This window comes from Microbacterium sp. LWS13-1.2, from assembly GCF_040144835.1.
GTDB lineage: Bacteria > Actinomycetota > Actinomycetes > Actinomycetales > Microbacteriaceae > Microbacterium.
The window spans coordinates 1,429,520-1,444,416 of record NZ_CP151632.1 but is presented as its reverse complement, the minus strand read 5'-3'; the positions used below and the strand labels follow the sequence as shown (position 1 = coordinate 1,444,416).

Here is a 14,897-nt window from a genome sequence, read left to right as displayed (position 1 = left end):
GGCGTCCGCGGTCAGGCGGTTGCCGGCTCGGCGACGCGGGTCTTCGCGGCGGTGCTCGTATCGGCGTGGAACGTACGCACGGCGTGGTCGAGTGCGTCGACCGTGAGAGCGATCGAGTCGAGGTCGATGCGCTCATCGTTGCCGTGGAACAGGCGGCGGAAGGTGCCGTAGTCCCAGCGCTCGCTGAGCACGCCGAAGCCGTAGGCCGGGATGCCGCGGCGACGGTAGAACCGGCCATCGGTGCCGCCCACCCCGAGCATGGGCAGGAGCTCCGCCGTCGGGTAGGCGCGGCGCACGGCGCTGCCGAGGGCGTCGAACAAAGGAGTGTCGATCGGCGAGGCCGTCGACTCACCGAACCAGTCGCCCTCGATCTCGACGTGCTCGATGAGGTCGCCGAGCGCGTCGCGGATGAGCCCCTCGACGTCCTCGCGGGTGACATCGGGCAGGATGCGGATGTCGAGCTGCACGGTCGCCGTGCCCGGAATGACGTTGCCCTTCTCGCCGGCGCGCACGATGGTCGGCGAGATCGTCGTGTGCGTCGAGGCGTGCGCGAACCCGGCCAGGCTGCGGAGGTGTGGCAGGCCGTCGTAGAACCGCGCGGGGTCGGTCAGGGCGGTGCGGGTCGCGGGTTCGAGGTCGAGTGCCTCGGCGTACGCGCGCCATTGCGGCGTGATGACGGTCGTGCCGCGGTGCCGTGCGAGGCGGGTCACGGCCTCGGCCGCGATGACGGCGGCATTGCGGGATCCCCAGGGGGCCGAGCCGTGGCCGGGCGCACCGGTCACGCGCAGCAGCCGTCCCGCGCCTCCCTTCTCGCCGACCATGACGCCGAGGTGAGGCTGTGGGCCGGCGTGGGCGCCGCCGGACTCGGTCAGCACGTAGTCGGCGTCGATGAGGTCGAGACGGTGCTCGGTGAGCCAGCTCACGCCGAAGCGGCTGCCGTTCTCCTCGTCGGCGACGGCGGCGAAAATGAGGTCGCCGCGCGGACGGAAGCCGCCCCTCGCGACCGCCCGGGTCACGACGGCGTAGGCGGCGGTGAGGTTGAGCATGTCGATCGCGCCCCGGCCCCACAGCACGCCGTCGACGATCTCGCCCGCGAACGGATCGCGCGACCAGCCCCCCGGCTCCACCGGAACGACGTCGGTGTGGCCGACGAGGGCGAGGGACGGCGCGGTCGGATCCGTGCCCTCGATGCGAATGATGAGCGACGCGCGTCCCGGATGCGGCTCCACCACGACGCCTTCGAGACCGGACCCCTCGAAGAACCGCTGCAGCGTGCGCACCTGCAGGTGTTCGTGGCCCGAGTCGGGCGTACCGTCGTTGACGGCCGCGTTGCGGATCAGCTCCCCCAGCAGCTCCGTCGTCTGCTGCGCCAGCGAGCGCTGGGCGCTCATGCTGCGGCCCCTTCCGTCAGTACCCGCGGCGACAGAGTCGACCCCGGGATCGCCTCGATCAGCCGTCGCGTGTACTCCTCGCGCGGCGTACGGAGCACCTGCGCGGTCTTGCCCTGCTCGACGACTCGACCCTGCTGCATCACCGCCACACGGTCGGAGATCTCGCGGACCACGGCGAGATCGTGGCTGATGAACAGGTACGACACTCCCGAGTCGCGCTGCACCGCCGCGAGCAGGTCGAGGATCTGCGCCTGCACCGAGACATCGAGCGCCGACACGGCCTCGTCGAGCACCACGAGGTCGGGACGCAGCGCGAGGGCGCGGGCGATCGCGACGCGCTGTCGCTGACCGCCCGAGAGCTGGGCCGGACGCCGCGACGCGGCTCCTGCGGGCAGCGCCACCTGGTCGATCAGTTCGCGGACGCGGCGCGCCCGCTCCGCCGCGTCGACGCCATAGGCGCGCAGCGGCTCGTCGATCACCTCAGCGATCGTGAACCGTGGGTCGAGCGAAGCGAACGGGCTCTGATAGACGAGCTGGAACCGCCGGCGCAGGGCGCGCAGCTCCTCGCGGCCTGCGGCGACGAGATCCTCGCCGTCGAAACGGATGCTGCCCGCCGAGGGCTTCTCGAGGCGCAGCGCCAGTCGCGCCGTCGTGCTCTTGCCCGATCCCGACTCACCCACGATCGCAAGCGTCTCGCCGCTGTCCACGCGAAACGACACGTCGTCGACCGCGACGAGCTTCCCGCGCCCCGGAAGAGAGAATTCCTTGCGCAGACCCGCCACCTCGAGGAGCGCCGGGGTCGCGTCATCCTGTTCCGTCCGAAGGGGTCGCTCGCTCACCCGAGCAGCAGCGCCGCGCAGCCCCGGTGCCGCGGCGATGAGCGCGCGCGTGTAGGGATGTTGCGGGTCTTCGAGCACCTCGCGCGCCGGACCCGTCTCGACGATCTCGCCGTTCTGCATCACGATGATGCGGTCGGCGCGGTCTGCGGCGACGCCGAGGTCGTGCGTGATGAGCAGCACGGCGGTCCCGAGCGTCGACGCCAGGGCGTCGATGTGATCGAGGATCTGCTTCTGCACCGTGACGTCGAGGGCGCTGGTCGGCTCGTCCGCGATCACGAGCTGCGGCTCGGCCGCCAGTGCCGTCGCGATGAGCGCGCGCTGCTTCATGCCGCCCGAGAACTGGTGCGGGAACTGCTTGGCGCGGGCTTCGGGCTCACCGATCCCGGCGAGGCGCAGCAGCTCGACGGCCCGTGCGTCAGCGCCTCGGCGGGTGGCCAGCCCGTGGATGACGAGCGGCTCGCCCACCTGGCGTCCGACGCGCTTGACCGGGTTGAGGCTCGTCGTAGGATCCTGCGGGATGAGCCCGATCCCGCGCCCGCGCACCTCACGCCAGGCCCGGCGCGAGAGCCCGGTCAGGTCGGTGCCGTCGAAGACGATCGAGCCGGCGTCGACCGAGGCGTTCGAGGCGAGCAGGTGGATGACCGCGTGCGCGGTCGTACTCTTGCCCGAGCCCGATTCGCCCACGATCGCCACGACCTCGCCGCGGTCGACGGTGAAACTCACGTCGCGGACGGCCGGGCGCGGCTGCCCGCCCAGCGTGTACGAGACCGACAGGTTCGAGACCTCCAGGAGTGCGGTCATCGGATTCCTCCATTGCGCTCGAGGGCGCGCGAGATGCGGTTGGCCGACAGCACGACGGTGACGATCACGAGGCCCGGCAGTGTCGTGAGCCACCACGCCACGGCGAGGTAGTCGCGTCCGCCCGCCACGAGCGATCCCCACTCGGGGGTGGGCGGCGGCGCGCCGAAGCCGAGGAACGACAGTGACGAGATCGCGAGCACCATCACGCCGAACTCGAGGGCGGCCAGCGCCACCACCGGGCCGGATGCGTTGGGCAGCACATGACGGCGCAGCACGGTGTACCAGCGCACGCCCGAGACGCGGGCGGCCTCGACGTAGACGGCGGTGGCGATCTGCAGCACCTCGGCGCGCATGACCCGGGAGAAGGAGGCGATGCTCGCGAGTCCGACCGCGATCGCGACGTTGAGCGTGCCGAAGCCGAGCGCGGTGATGAGCGCCAGCGACAGGAGCAGGCTAGGGATCGCGAGCAGCACGTCCATGAAGCGCATGATCGCGTCGTCCACGAACCCGCGGAGGAACCCGGCGAGCAGGCCGAACAGCGACCCGACGGCGAGGCCGACGATGACGGCAACGGAGGTCGCGGCCAGCGACGTCGACGCGCCGTAGACGACGCGGGCGTAGAGGTCGCGACCGAGGTTGTCGGTCCCGAAGACGTGCTCGGGGCTCGGCGGAAGCAGCCGATCCTGGGGGATTCCCACGTTGGGATCCCAGGCCGTGAACCACGACGGCACCAGCGCCCACAGCGTCACGAGCGCGAGCACGAGGATCGACACGACCAGGGTCGGCTGCTTCAGCAGCGCGATGACCGGCTTCAGCGCAGACCGGCGGGTGGCGGCATCCGTTCGCTCTTCATCGAGGGCCGCCGCGAGCGGGCCGCCCGACGGATCGGCGTCGGGGTCGACGATCGACGCGACGAACGGGTCGTGCGGCTCCAGGGTGCGCGCGGGCGGGGAGAGCACGTTCTCGACGGTCATGACTGCTCCTGTCAGGCTGCGACGAACGCCGTGCGGGCGAGCGTGATGCGGCGGTCGATGAGGGGGTAGACGAGGTCGACGACGAGGTTCGCGACCACGAAGACGAGGGCGGCGAAGACGACCACGGTCTGCACGACGGGCACGTCGCGGTTGTTGACGGCGGTCACGACGAGGCGGCCGATGCCGAGGCGCGAGAACACCGTCTCGGTCACGACGGCACCCGAGAGCAGGCCCCCGATGAGCACGCCGACCATCGTGAGGGACGGAATCGCCGCGTTGCGGAACGCGTGGCCGAGCTGCACGCGGCGCTCACTTGCTCCCTTGGCGCGCACGATCTCGACGTACGGCTGGGCGAGGGTCGAGCGGAGGCTCCGTGACAGCAGCTGCGCGATGAAGGCGCCCGAGGGGATCGCGATCGTGATCGCGGGCAGCACGAGGCTTTCGAATCCTTCGTTGCCCATCGACGGGAAGAGCCGGATGCGGAACGAGAAGGCCTGCAGCAGCAGGAGTCCGATCCAGAACACCGGGATCGAGACGCCCAGCGGCGGCAGCGACGACAGCAGGTTGCGCAGCCACTGGGCGCGGGCGAGCGAGGCCGCCAGCGCGAGGACGATGCCGAACACGACCGACAGCACGAACGCAAAGGCGGTGAGCGCGATCGTCGGGGGCAGGGATTCCAGGAGGAGATCGGATGCCGGGCGCCCGGTCTGCGTCGACACCCCGAAGTCTCCGGTCAGCGCCTTGCCCAGGGCGACGAGGTACTGCTCGTACAACGGGCGGTCGAGCCCGAGCTCGCTGCGCAGCTGCGCCACGAGCTCGGGGTCGATCGCCTCCTGATCGCCGCCGCCCGCGAACAACGTCGCGGCGTCGCCCGGCAGGAGATAGAGGATGAGGAACGAGATCGTGTATGCGGCCCACAGGACGATCACGCCCTGCCCGATTCTCCGGGCGATGTATCGACCCCACATGTCTCGTCCCTCATCCCTTTCGTCGTGCCCGTGCGGGCTTACTCGGCGATCCAGGCGTCGTAGAAGTCCAGGCGGCTGGACGCCTCGAAGCCGAGACCCTGAACCTTCGACGCGGCCGTGATCGTGGTCGACAGCTGGTAGATCGGGATCGAGTAGCCGCCGGTGATCAGCAGCTCGGCGGCCTCGTCGACGACCTTCTGACGCTCGGTAGGGTCGATGATCGCCGCCTGCTCGTCGAGCAGCTCGTCGATCTCGGCCGGCTCGGTGCGCTTCGTGGCGTTGCTGGTGCCGCTCACTGAGAACACCGTGCGGAGCACGTCGGGATCGGCCCGCGTCAGGTTGCCGTACGAGAAGTCGTAGGTGCCGTCGGCGTTCGCGGCCTGCACGTCGGCGATGCTCGCGAAGGTCAGCTGCAGGTCGACGCCGATCTGGCGCAGCTGCTGCTGTACGAGCTCCAGCACCTCCTTGGGCGACTGCCAGTACGTCACGTGGAAGCTGAGCTTCTCGCCGTCCTTCTCGCGGATGCCGTCATCGCCTTCGGTCCAGCCCGACTCTTCGAGCAGGTCGGCCGCGGCCTCGGGGTCGTACTCGAGCACATCGCTCAGGTCGGTGAAGTACGGCGTCGACGAGGCGAGCGGCGACACGGCGGGCACGTCGTCGGGGCCGAGGAGGGTCGAGGTGATCTGCTCGCGGTCGATGCCTTTCTGGATCGCGAGGCGCACATTCTCGTCGGCGAGCTTCTTGGTCGACTGGTTGGCGTACAGGTTGTAGACCGAGCCCGGGTTGGCGCGGTTGAGCGACCAGAAGTCATCGCCCTCGAAGAGCACGGCGTCGGCCGTCGCGATGCCGGTGGTCGCGTCGATCTGACCCGACTGCAGGCTGCCGGTGCGGTTGCCCGACTCGGGCACGACCTTGTACGTGATGGTGTCGAGGTAGGCCTCGTCGGTGTGGGCGGCCGTCGACGGACCCCACTCATACCCTTCGCGACGCTCGAGCACGGCGCCCTCGTTGGGCGTGTAGCTCTGCACCGAGAACGGTCCCGAGCCGACGAAGTCGCCGAGGCAGCGGTCGGCCTGGCTCACCGCGGCGCTGGCTGGGGAGAGAAGGCCGAGGGTGAACGTCGACGTCGCCTGCAGGAACTGCGCGTTGGGCTCCGAGAAGTTGATCGTGACGGTCTGATCGTCGACGACATCGATGCTCTCGAGGTCGGCGAGGTAGGACGAGCCGAGGGTCGCCTTGGCGCCCAGCGCCTGGATGGCCTCGAAGTTCGTCTTGACGGACGCCGCGTCGATGGGCTCGCCATCGGCGTAACTGGGACCGTCCTGCAGCGTGAACGTGAAGCTCGTCGCGTCGTCGTTCACCTCGAAGTCGGTGGCGAGCCACGGCAGGATCTCACCGTTCTCGGGGTCCTGGATCGTCAGCGACGCGACGGTCTGGCGCGCGATGGCGATCGCGTCGTTGTTGCCGACCTGCTGCGGGTCGATGCACTGGCTGTCGACCGAGATCGCGAAGGTCAGGTTGCCGCCCGTGACGGGCTCCGCCTCGGCGGATGCGGTCGGTGCGGGGTCGCCGGCGCCGGTCGCGCACGCGGTCAGCGTGAGCGCGACGGCGCCGATCGCCGCAAGCGCGGCGATGCGGGGTCGGGTGAACGACATGGTGTCTCCAGAAGCTGTGGCGGGAAGTCGCGGCGGGGGTGCCGGCTCGTGATCTCAGCGTCCCCGGGGTGCGGGGCCGACCCCGAAGGCGCGTGTCACACGCCGTGAAGGTCGGTTGCGCGCGGTCACACGCCGTCACGCGGCGTCATATAAGGCCCGGTCGTCGAGCGAGCGAGGTACGCGCTCGTTGAGCGAGCTTGCGAGTCGAAACGCAGAGACGAAACGCGCACCCGGCCTCGTCGTCGCCGAAGGGGTTTCGTCTTCGGGCGCTACAGCGCCCTTCGCTCAACGACCGGTGCTTGGGCGGGGTGAACGCCCGGCAAATGGGTACGGCCAGTTACGGCGCGACGGGCACCGCGAGGCCGAGTCGCGCGGTGATGGCCCCCGCGACGACGTCGGTCTGCCGCAGCGACAGGGAGTTCGCCGCGGGCCGGGTGAACGCGCCCGCCTCGGTCTGCGACGTGAACGGCCCGATCGCGAACAGGGTGTCGTGCGGGGAGCCGTCGGGTCGCAGTACGCGCCCATCCTCGCCGACGCGCACGCGGCCGAGCGAGCCGTCGTAATCCTCATCGGCGACCCGCAGCTCGCTGCCGTGCACGGTCGCGAGCTCACGCAGCGCGATATTCATGCTGAGGGCGGCATCGGCGGCCGGAAGCCACGCGTCCACGAGCGCTCCGGCGACCGTCTCGCCGGGAACGCGGGCGCTGGATGCCGCGAACCCGCGTGGCTCGACGGCGACCGTGACGTCGGGTCCGAGGAAGCGCACCACCCCCGCATCGGCGAGGGCGAGCAGTTCCTCGAGCCGATGCGGCGGCGGTCCGCTCGCCAGGTAGCTGAAGAAGGTGTGCCAGCGGACCGGAAGCGTGTGTGCGCGCGAGCGCGCATTCCAGCGTTCCTTCGGGATCTCCGACAGCGCCATGAACGACAGCAGCGCCGCCATGAAGACGCCCTGGGCGGGGCTACGTTCCGGGCTCGTGCGCAGCAGCAGGTCCTCCGCGATGTGGGCGCGCACCCGGCGGTGCACCTCTTCGGTGTCCGCGAACGTCGCGCCGGCGAACGGGCGACCGAATGCCGCGACGTCGAACCGGTCCAGGGGATCGGGCACGACGGCGGCGATGGCGTCCCGAAGCGCCGGGTCGTCCCACGCGTGCGTCTGCAGCACTGACCGGAAGTCATCCCAGGTGGTGGCCACCCGGTCCGGGTGCCCTGTGAAGAGCTCGCGGTAGTGCCCGTGCAGCAGCTCGCCGGCGATGAGCGGCCAGGCGTCGCGGTCGAAGTCCAGGGGCCGTGCCGCGCGCTGGAGGTCGGCGATCGCCTCCGGCGTGAGCACCTCGCGCAGCGGCGCGTCGCCCTGCAGCGTCGAGGTCACCTTGGAGCGGTACGGCACGCCGCGCCGTGAGCCGACGTGCAGCCGGGGCTCGCGTCCCGATGCCAGGTAGCGGAGGGCGCCGTCGCCGTCGCGGTCGAACCGGCCGCCGCGTCCCTGGGTGAGCAGCACCACGAGATCGACGGCCGCGAGGCCCATGCCGCGCACGATGACGTCGCCCTGCTCCGGCAGCACGGACAGGTCCGCATCCGCGGTGAAGGCCGGGCCCACGTACACGAGCCCCTTGCGCAGCGCGGCCGCCGCCAGCGCTGCAGCCGCCGGATCGGGCTCCCGCTCGGTGTGGCCGAGGCAGTAGGCCACAGCGTCCGTCACGATCTCGCGACCGCTTGCGAGCGAGACGGTGTGCCGCCCCGACCGCGCCGGCCGCACCGACGTCACCGTGTCCGCGTGCAGGCGGATCGTCACACCCCCGGGCGCGTTCGCGGCAGTGCGGCGGAAGAACCAGTCGAGGTAGTAACTGTGGAGGCGCCGCGTCGGGAACCCCTCCGGCGCCAGGGTGCGTGCCTCGGCGGCCGACAGCTCGTCGAGGTCGACGTCAGGAAGGTCGCCCGCGCGCCAGAGCTCGAGCCACTCGCTGAGCGAGGGACCCGGATGCACCGGCCCGTCGATCGTGCAGCTGTGGTCGGTGAACACCGTGACGTCGCGCGTCATCGAGTTGAGTTTCAGCAGCGGCGACTGCGCGTGGCGCCAGATGCGGCCGGCACCGGGAGGGTGCGGGTCGACGAGGTCGATGTCGATCTGAGTGTGGTCGTCCGCGCGCGCCAGCACGCGTTCGAGGAGCATGATCGCCCGGGGGCCGGCTCCGACGAACAGCAGGCGCGCGCGATCGCTCATCGCGCAGCGAGGGCCGGTGCGGACTGTGCTCGAGCTGTTTGGAGCGCCGGGAGGCCGAGCAGGTCACGCAGCGTCGCGCCCTGCTCGTACGACTGGCGGTACGAACCTCGCTCCTGCAGCAGCGGCACGACGCGCTCGGCGAACTCGTCCAGGCCGTGGGGGGTCAGGTGGCCGACGATGGTGAAGCCGTCGGTCGCGCGCTCCTGCACATACCGATCGATTTCGGTCGCGATGTGGGCGGGCGTGCCGACGAAGGTGTGCTGAGCGGTGAGACGGATGACCAGCTCGCGGATGCTGAGACCCTCGGCCTCCGACAGCTCGCGGAGCTTCGCGATGCGTGCCCGCACCGCCGCGTGCCGGTTGGCCCAGCCGCGCGCTGTCTCGGATCCGGTGTCGGGGTCGACGTCGGGCAGCGGCCCATCGGGGTCGTAGCCGCTCAGGTCGCGGCCCCACACCTGCTCGACATACGTGAGCGCGACCTCCGGTCGCACCTGCTGCAGCGCGATCTCGCGCGAGCGCTCCTTCGCCTCCTCCTCGGTGTCGCCGATCGCGAAGGTCGCCGCCGGCAGGATCTTGAGCGAGTCCTCCCCACGGCCGTACTGGGCGAGCCGGCCCTTGACGTCGTCGTAGAACTCTCGCGCGTCCTCGAACTCCTGATGCAGCGAGAAGATGACCTCGGCGTGCTCGGCACCGAAGGTGCGACCGTCGGCGGAGTCGCCGGCCTGCACGATCACCGGGCGACCCTGCGGCGAACGGGGCACGTCGAACAGCGCGTCGACATCGAACTGCGGTCCGCTGTGACGCACGCCCGCGGGGACGCCGTCGTCGAGGAAGACACCGGTCGCTGCATCCGCGCGCACGCCGTCCACCGGCCAGGATTCCCATAGCTCCTTCGCGAGTTGGGCGAACTCGCGTGCCCGCTCGTAGCGGTCGGCGTGGTTCAGGTAGCCGCCGCGACGGAAGTTCGCGCCGTGGAAGGCGTCGGAGCTCGTCACGGCGTTCCAGCCCGCGCGGCCCCCCGACAGGTGGTCGAGGGTCGCGAGCTCGCGCGCCAGCTCGTACGGCTCGTTGAACGTGGTGTTCAGGGTGCCGACGACGCCGACGTGCTCGGTGATGGCGGCGACCGCGGCGAGGATCGACAGCGTGTTCGGGCGGCCCAGCACGTCGAGCTCGTGGATGCGGCCCTTGTGCTCGCGCAGGCGCAGTCCCTCGGCGAGGAAGACGTAATCGAACAGCCCGCGCTCGGCCGTCGCGGCGAAGTGCTCGAACGACGCGAAGTCGATCTGGCTGCCCGCGGTCGGGTCGGTCCAGACGGTGGTGCTGTTGACCCCGGGGAAGTGGGCGGCGAGGTGGATCTGACGGATGCTGCGGCTCACAGCGCGACCTTCTCTCGGACGTAGCGGCTCTCGGGGCGGGCGAGGTCGAGACGCGCGCGCAACGTGCCGGCGCCGTCGTCCTCGCGCAGTGTTCTGGTGGACCGCAGCAGCGGCACGAGCTTCTCGGTGATCGCCACGACGTCGGCGGGCTGTCGGGCGGGCCGCAGGCGCACACCGTCGACACCGGCGGCGGCCAGCTCGCGCACGACGTCCGCCACGTCGCCGGGCGTGCCCACGACGATGCGCGCATCCGACGTGAGCGGCGCGCCGTCCCATTCGTCCAGGCGAGCCAAGGCGCTGCGTGCTGCCGCCCCGGTGTCTTCGATCAGCACGACGAGGTCGGCGTAGACCCGCAGGCGCTCGTCGCCCGTGCGCAGCTCGTCGGCCGCGGCATCCAGTTCCGCGCGGATGCCGTCCAGCTCGAACCCGGGGCGGCCGCCTGCTTCGTGCGGCGTGGTGAAGACGAGGTCGGCATGTGCTGCGGCCAGTCGGTAGGGCACCGTCTGGTGCGCCAGGACCGTCAGCAGTGGCCGGCCCTGCGGCGACCGCGGCACGATCGACGCCCCGGTGATGGAGAAGAACTCGCCCTCGAACTCGATGTTGTGCACCCGATCGGCGTCGAGGAAGCGGCCCGTCGCGGCATCCCGGATGATGGCGTCGTCCTGCCAGGAGTCCCACAGTCGCGACAGGACGTCGGCGAACTCACCGGCCTCGCGGAACGCCGCGATGATCTCGGGGGAGTCCTCCACCCGGCCGGAGGCGGGGATCCCGTCGACGCCCGCGGCGCGGCGTCCGAAGTTCGCCCGCTCGGCGGCGGAAGCTCCCGCGACCAGGCGTACGCCGGCGCGGCCGCGGCTGGCGAAGTCGAGGGTCTGGATGCCGGTCGCGACATGGAACGGCTCCGGATGTGCCGTCGTCACGGTCGGCACGAGGCCGATCCGGCGTGTCAGCGGTGCGACGAAGGAAGCGATCAGGACGGCGTCGAGGCGGCCGCGGACACGGTCGCGCCGCAGGCCCTCGAGCGGCTCGAAGCGGTCGGTCAGCGACAACGCGTCCTCGATCGTCGCCAGCGCGACTCCGCTGTCGTCGGCGGTGCGCAGCAGATCGCGCCAGTAGGCGGGCGAGGTCAGCTCGTTGGGACGCGCGGTGGACTCGCGCCAGGCGGCGGGATGCCAGCCGGCGCGCTCGAAGGCGATGGCGATGTGCACCTGTTCGGTCACGGTCGTTCTTTCCTCTAGCTCGGGTTCTGATCTTGATGCGCGGGCGTCAGCCCACGCGGGAGTGGTCGCCCAGCCGGTGCCAGCCGCGGTTGTGATAGACCAGTGCACCGCCCCCGGTGGTGTTGGACTCCGCCCGGGCGATGTGCGCTTGCACCGCGTGTGCGGCGATGACCGTCGAGCCGCCGGCATCCATGCGACTGACCACGGCGCACCGCACCCACGCCCGCACCCCGCGGAAGACCGGCTCACCGGTGGGCAGCGGTGCCCACGACTCGGAGTCGGCGAATCGGTCGACGCCGCTCGTCGCTCCCAGGCGTGCGAGATCGATGTCGTCGGCGTCCAGCAGATGCACGACCACAGAGTCGGCCCCGAGGATCGTCGGCGTCGACGACGAGATCGACGACACCGAGAACACCAACAGGGGCGGATCGGCGCTGACCGATGACACGGACGACGCGGTGAGCGCGACCGGACCGCCGGGGCCGGTCGCGGTGATGACGGCGACGCCGCTGGGGTGCCCCCGGAAGAGCGTGCGGAACTCCGCCGGCGCGATCGCACCGCAGATCGAACGCGTCGCGGGATGCTGATCGGTCGCGGAAGCACTGGGGAGAGCGGTCATGGCACGACGGTAGGCGCGGCTCCCCGGCCAGGGCGGGATCGGAGTGAAACACGAGGAAACGCGCCGTCATACGGCGGCGCATGAGGTCGTCGAAGGTGCTGATCCCCTCGCGATCGGCTTGCATGGGGGCATGTCGAGCATCGTCGTCCTGGTCGGGAACCCGCAGCCCTCGTCTCGCACGCGCCTGGTGGCCGAGGAAGTAGCCAAGCGGATCGCCGCGCGCTCCGGAGCTCAGGTGACTGAGACGATCGACCTCGTCGACGTCGCACCGCTGCTCTTCCGCTTCCCCGACGACACGATCGACGACCTACGGCGCCGGGTCACGGCGGCTGACCTCGTCGTCGTCGCAAGCCCGACCTACAAGGCTTCGTACACGGGGCTGCTCAAGGCGTTCCTGGACCGCTTCGACGCGGGCGAACTGAACGGCGTGACGGCGGTTCCCCTGCTCACGATCGGCGCGCCGACCCACGCGCTCGCCGTCGAGCACAGCCTGCGCCCGCTGTTGGTCGAACTCGGAGCATCCACACCGACGCGGGGCATCGCGTTTCCGGCGTCCGAGACCGACCGCCGCGCAGAGGTCATCCAGGGGTGGCTCGATACGGAATGGCCCGCGCTGGAGCGCGTGCTGGGCGCGGACGCCACCGTCGCGCGGTGACGGCCGAGAGGCGGGGGAGCGCGGGGGGCGATGGGGCTGACCTCATGATGACGGATGCCGCGTCCCGCGCCGCGACGAACGCCACGCTCGATCTGCCCGCATGCTCGCCAGGGCTGGAGCAGACCTGGGCCGAGTCGTTCCCCGAGCTTTCCCGCCCCGTCACCCCGGTGCGGCCCTCCGACCCCCGGATTCTCGTGCTGGGAGAGGAGGTCGCGCGCGACCTCGACCTCGACCCGGCTTACCTCGGCTCCGCCGAAGGCCTACGCTTCCTCACCGGCGAATCGTTCCGTGACGGCCGGCCGCCCGTCGCCCAGCTGTACGCCGGGCACCAATGGGGCGTCTTCAAGCCGGTACTGGGCGACGGGCGCGCCGCGCTTCTCGGGGAACGTCGCGACAGCCACGGTCGTCTCCGCGATGTGCACCTCAAGGGCATCGGGCCGACGCCGCTCTCGCGCGTCGACGGGTACGCGGTCGTGGGCCCGATGCTGCGCGAATTCCTGATGGGCGAGGCCATGCACGCCCTGGGAGTTCCCACGACCCGCATGCTCGCGGTGGTCGCCACGGGCAGACCCCGAGCACTCGACGGCTCCACCCTGCCCGGAGCTGTTCTCGCGCGAACGGCATCCAGTCACGTGCGGTTCGGCTCGTTCGAGTACGTGCGCGCGCAGGGAGACATGGCGCTGCTTCGCCGGCTCGCCGACCACGTCATAGCCCGCCACTATCCGCAGGCGGCCGAGGCGCGGCATCCGTATCGGGCACTGCTCGAGGAGATCGTCGGCGAGGTCGCCGGGCTCACGGCGCACTGGATGCGCCTCGGCTTCGTGCACGGCGTGCTCAGCACCGACAACGTGCTCGTGGCCGCCGAGACCGTCGACTACGGGCCCTGCGCCTTCCTCGACGCCTATGAGCCCGGCGCGCACTTCAGCTCGATCGACCGGTTCGGGCGCTATGCGTACGACCGGCAGCCGTCAATCATGCGGTGGAACCTGGAGCGGCTCGGCGATGCGCTGTCGCCGTTGCTTGCGGATGAGACGGCAGCGGGGGAGGCGGTCGCGGCGGAGATCGTCGCCGGGTTCGATGCGCAGTACCAGCGACGCTGGGCGGAGGCCTTCCGCGCGAAGCTCGGCTTGGATGTGGCGGTCAGCGCGGCCGACGCCGCCGCGCTCGCCCACGACGCGCTCAGTCTGCTCGCGGAGCACAGGGTGGACTTCACGGGATTCTGGCGGGGTCTCGCGACGGCGGTGGAGGGCGATGACCGAGCGGTGCGGGATCGATTCCTCGGGCCGGTTCCCGAGTTGGATACCTGGCTGGTGCGGTGGCGTGCGCTCGCGCCCGATGCCGCGATGATGCGTGTCGTGAATCCTCGCTACATCGCCCGCAATCACATCGTCGAAGAGGCGCTGCAAGCGGCGAACGAGGGTGACTTGACGCCGTTCGAGCAGCTGCTCGAGCTGCTTCGCAAGCCTTACACCGAGCGCCCGGGAAGTGAGTACCTGCGGTTCGCGCGGCCGGCCCCGACAGGGACCGCACCGCACCGCACGTTCTGCGGCACATGAAGAGGCCCGCCGCGCCCATCGCTAGTCGGCCAGGTCATTCTCTGCGGCCAGCTCGCTTCATCAGAGCCTGCCGGCTCAGCTTCGTTCGTGCGCTCAGGGCGACCCAGCTCTGCCCGCGATCCCTCAGCCAGGACACGAGTTGATCGCGTTCTTCTAACAGCCGTGCCTCATCACGGTGGAGCCTCTCCAGGTCCCGGCTAAGAGCGCTCAAGCGATCAAGCCCTGCCCGTGGGTCGCCCAATCTTCGGTCCAGTCGGCGGCGTAGAGCGGCTCGTTGTTCCATCTCCCGCTGTTCCCGCTCAGCGCGATCCAGTGCCTCGAGTTCCCGCGCTTGCGCGGCTTCCCGCTTGGAATTCCGGCGCCCGCGAGCCATGTAACCAGGTTGTCAGGCGACCCCAGTGATCGCAAGACATCGCGGCCTTCCACTGAACAGTGCCTGCGTGCATTGCTGTTTTGGTCCTGGTTCGAGTGCGGGCTCGTTAGCCGTGCGGTTTCGGATCGCAGCTCGCTGGGCGGCTTGCTGTTCGGTCGGCCTGTGCTCCGAGCGAGGAAGCAGTGTCGGGTTGAGCGTGTGACGTCTCCTTGTCGACCGGCGAAGCGAGATGACTCGCTGGCTGACTGA

11 protein-coding genes are annotated in these 14,897 nt (G+C 70.6%); 2 read left to right on the top strand and 9 right to left on the bottom strand.

All coding sequences use genetic code 11. The annotated features are described in order from the left end of the window. Positions 1 to 11 precede the first annotated feature (11 nt). The 9 genes from MRBLWS13_RS06895 to MRBLWS13_RS06855 all read right to left on the bottom strand — a co-directional run bounded on the left by MRBLWS13_RS06895 (position 12) and on the right by MRBLWS13_RS06855 (position 12,064). A complete protein-coding gene (locus tag MRBLWS13_RS06895; protein WP_349428274.1) occupies positions 12 to 1,391 on the bottom strand; it encodes a M20/M25/M40 family metallo-hydrolase in 1,380 nt (459 codons plus the stop codon). Continuing rightward, a complete protein-coding gene (locus MRBLWS13_RS06890) occupies positions 1,388 to 3,031 on the bottom strand; it encodes an ABC transporter ATP-binding protein (RefSeq protein WP_349428272.1) in 1,644 nt (547 codons plus the stop codon). The genes MRBLWS13_RS06895 and MRBLWS13_RS06890 overlap by 4 nt, the downstream gene beginning before the upstream one ends. After that, positions 3,028 to 4,005, bottom strand: a complete 978-nt coding sequence (locus tag MRBLWS13_RS06885; RefSeq protein ID WP_349428271.1) for an ABC transporter permease — start codon at positions 4,003 to 4,005, stop codon at positions 3,028 to 3,030. The genes MRBLWS13_RS06890 and MRBLWS13_RS06885 overlap by 4 nt, the downstream gene beginning before the upstream one ends. 11 nt (positions 4,006 to 4,016) lie before the next feature. Then, positions 4,017 to 4,973 (bottom strand): ABC transporter permease, encoded by a 957-nt coding sequence (locus tag MRBLWS13_RS06880; RefSeq protein ID WP_349428270.1) that lies wholly within the window; start codon positions 4,971 to 4,973, stop codon positions 4,017 to 4,019. 38 nt (positions 4,974 to 5,011) lie between these two features. Beyond that, entirely contained in the window at positions 5,012 to 6,628 is a 1,617-nt protein-coding gene (locus MRBLWS13_RS06875) for an ABC transporter substrate-binding protein (protein WP_349428269.1), read from the bottom strand. Between the two features lie 337 nt (positions 6,629 to 6,965). Next, positions 6,966 to 8,849, bottom strand: a complete 1,884-nt coding sequence (locus MRBLWS13_RS06870; protein WP_349428268.1) for an FAD/NAD(P)-binding protein — start codon at positions 8,847 to 8,849, stop codon at positions 6,966 to 6,968. Continuing rightward, a complete protein-coding gene (locus tag MRBLWS13_RS06865; RefSeq protein ID WP_349428267.1) occupies positions 8,846 to 10,225 on the bottom strand; it encodes an NtaA/DmoA family FMN-dependent monooxygenase in 1,380 nt (459 codons plus the stop codon). Before MRBLWS13_RS06865 ends, MRBLWS13_RS06870 begins: the two co-directional genes overlap by 4 nt. Further along, on the bottom strand, positions 10,222 to 11,445 hold the full coding sequence (locus MRBLWS13_RS06860) for an LLM class flavin-dependent oxidoreductase (RefSeq protein ID WP_349428266.1): 1,224 nt from the start codon (positions 11,443 to 11,445) through the stop codon (positions 10,222 to 10,224). Before MRBLWS13_RS06860 ends, MRBLWS13_RS06865 begins: the two co-directional genes overlap by 4 nt. Positions 11,446 to 11,491: 46 nt before the next feature. Further along, the gene (locus MRBLWS13_RS06855; protein ID WP_349428265.1) at positions 11,492 to 12,064 is read right to left on the bottom strand and encodes a flavin reductase family protein; all 573 of its coding nucleotides are present in this window, start codon (positions 12,062 to 12,064) and stop codon (positions 11,492 to 11,494) included. Positions 12,065 to 12,194: 130 nt separating this feature from the next. Between MRBLWS13_RS06855 and MRBLWS13_RS06850 the strand changes: the two genes are divergently transcribed. Together MRBLWS13_RS06850 and MRBLWS13_RS06845 are read left to right on the top strand one after the other, a co-directional pair. Further along, positions 12,195 to 12,719 (top strand): NAD(P)H-dependent oxidoreductase, encoded by a 525-nt coding sequence (locus MRBLWS13_RS06850; protein WP_349428264.1) that lies wholly within the window; start codon positions 12,195 to 12,197, stop codon positions 12,717 to 12,719. Further along, positions 12,716 to 14,275, top strand: a complete 1,560-nt coding sequence (locus MRBLWS13_RS06845) for a protein adenylyltransferase SelO family protein (RefSeq protein WP_349428263.1) — start codon at positions 12,716 to 12,718, stop codon at positions 14,273 to 14,275. Before MRBLWS13_RS06850 ends, MRBLWS13_RS06845 begins: the two co-directional genes overlap by 4 nt. Positions 14,276 to 14,897: the final 622 nt, after the last annotated feature.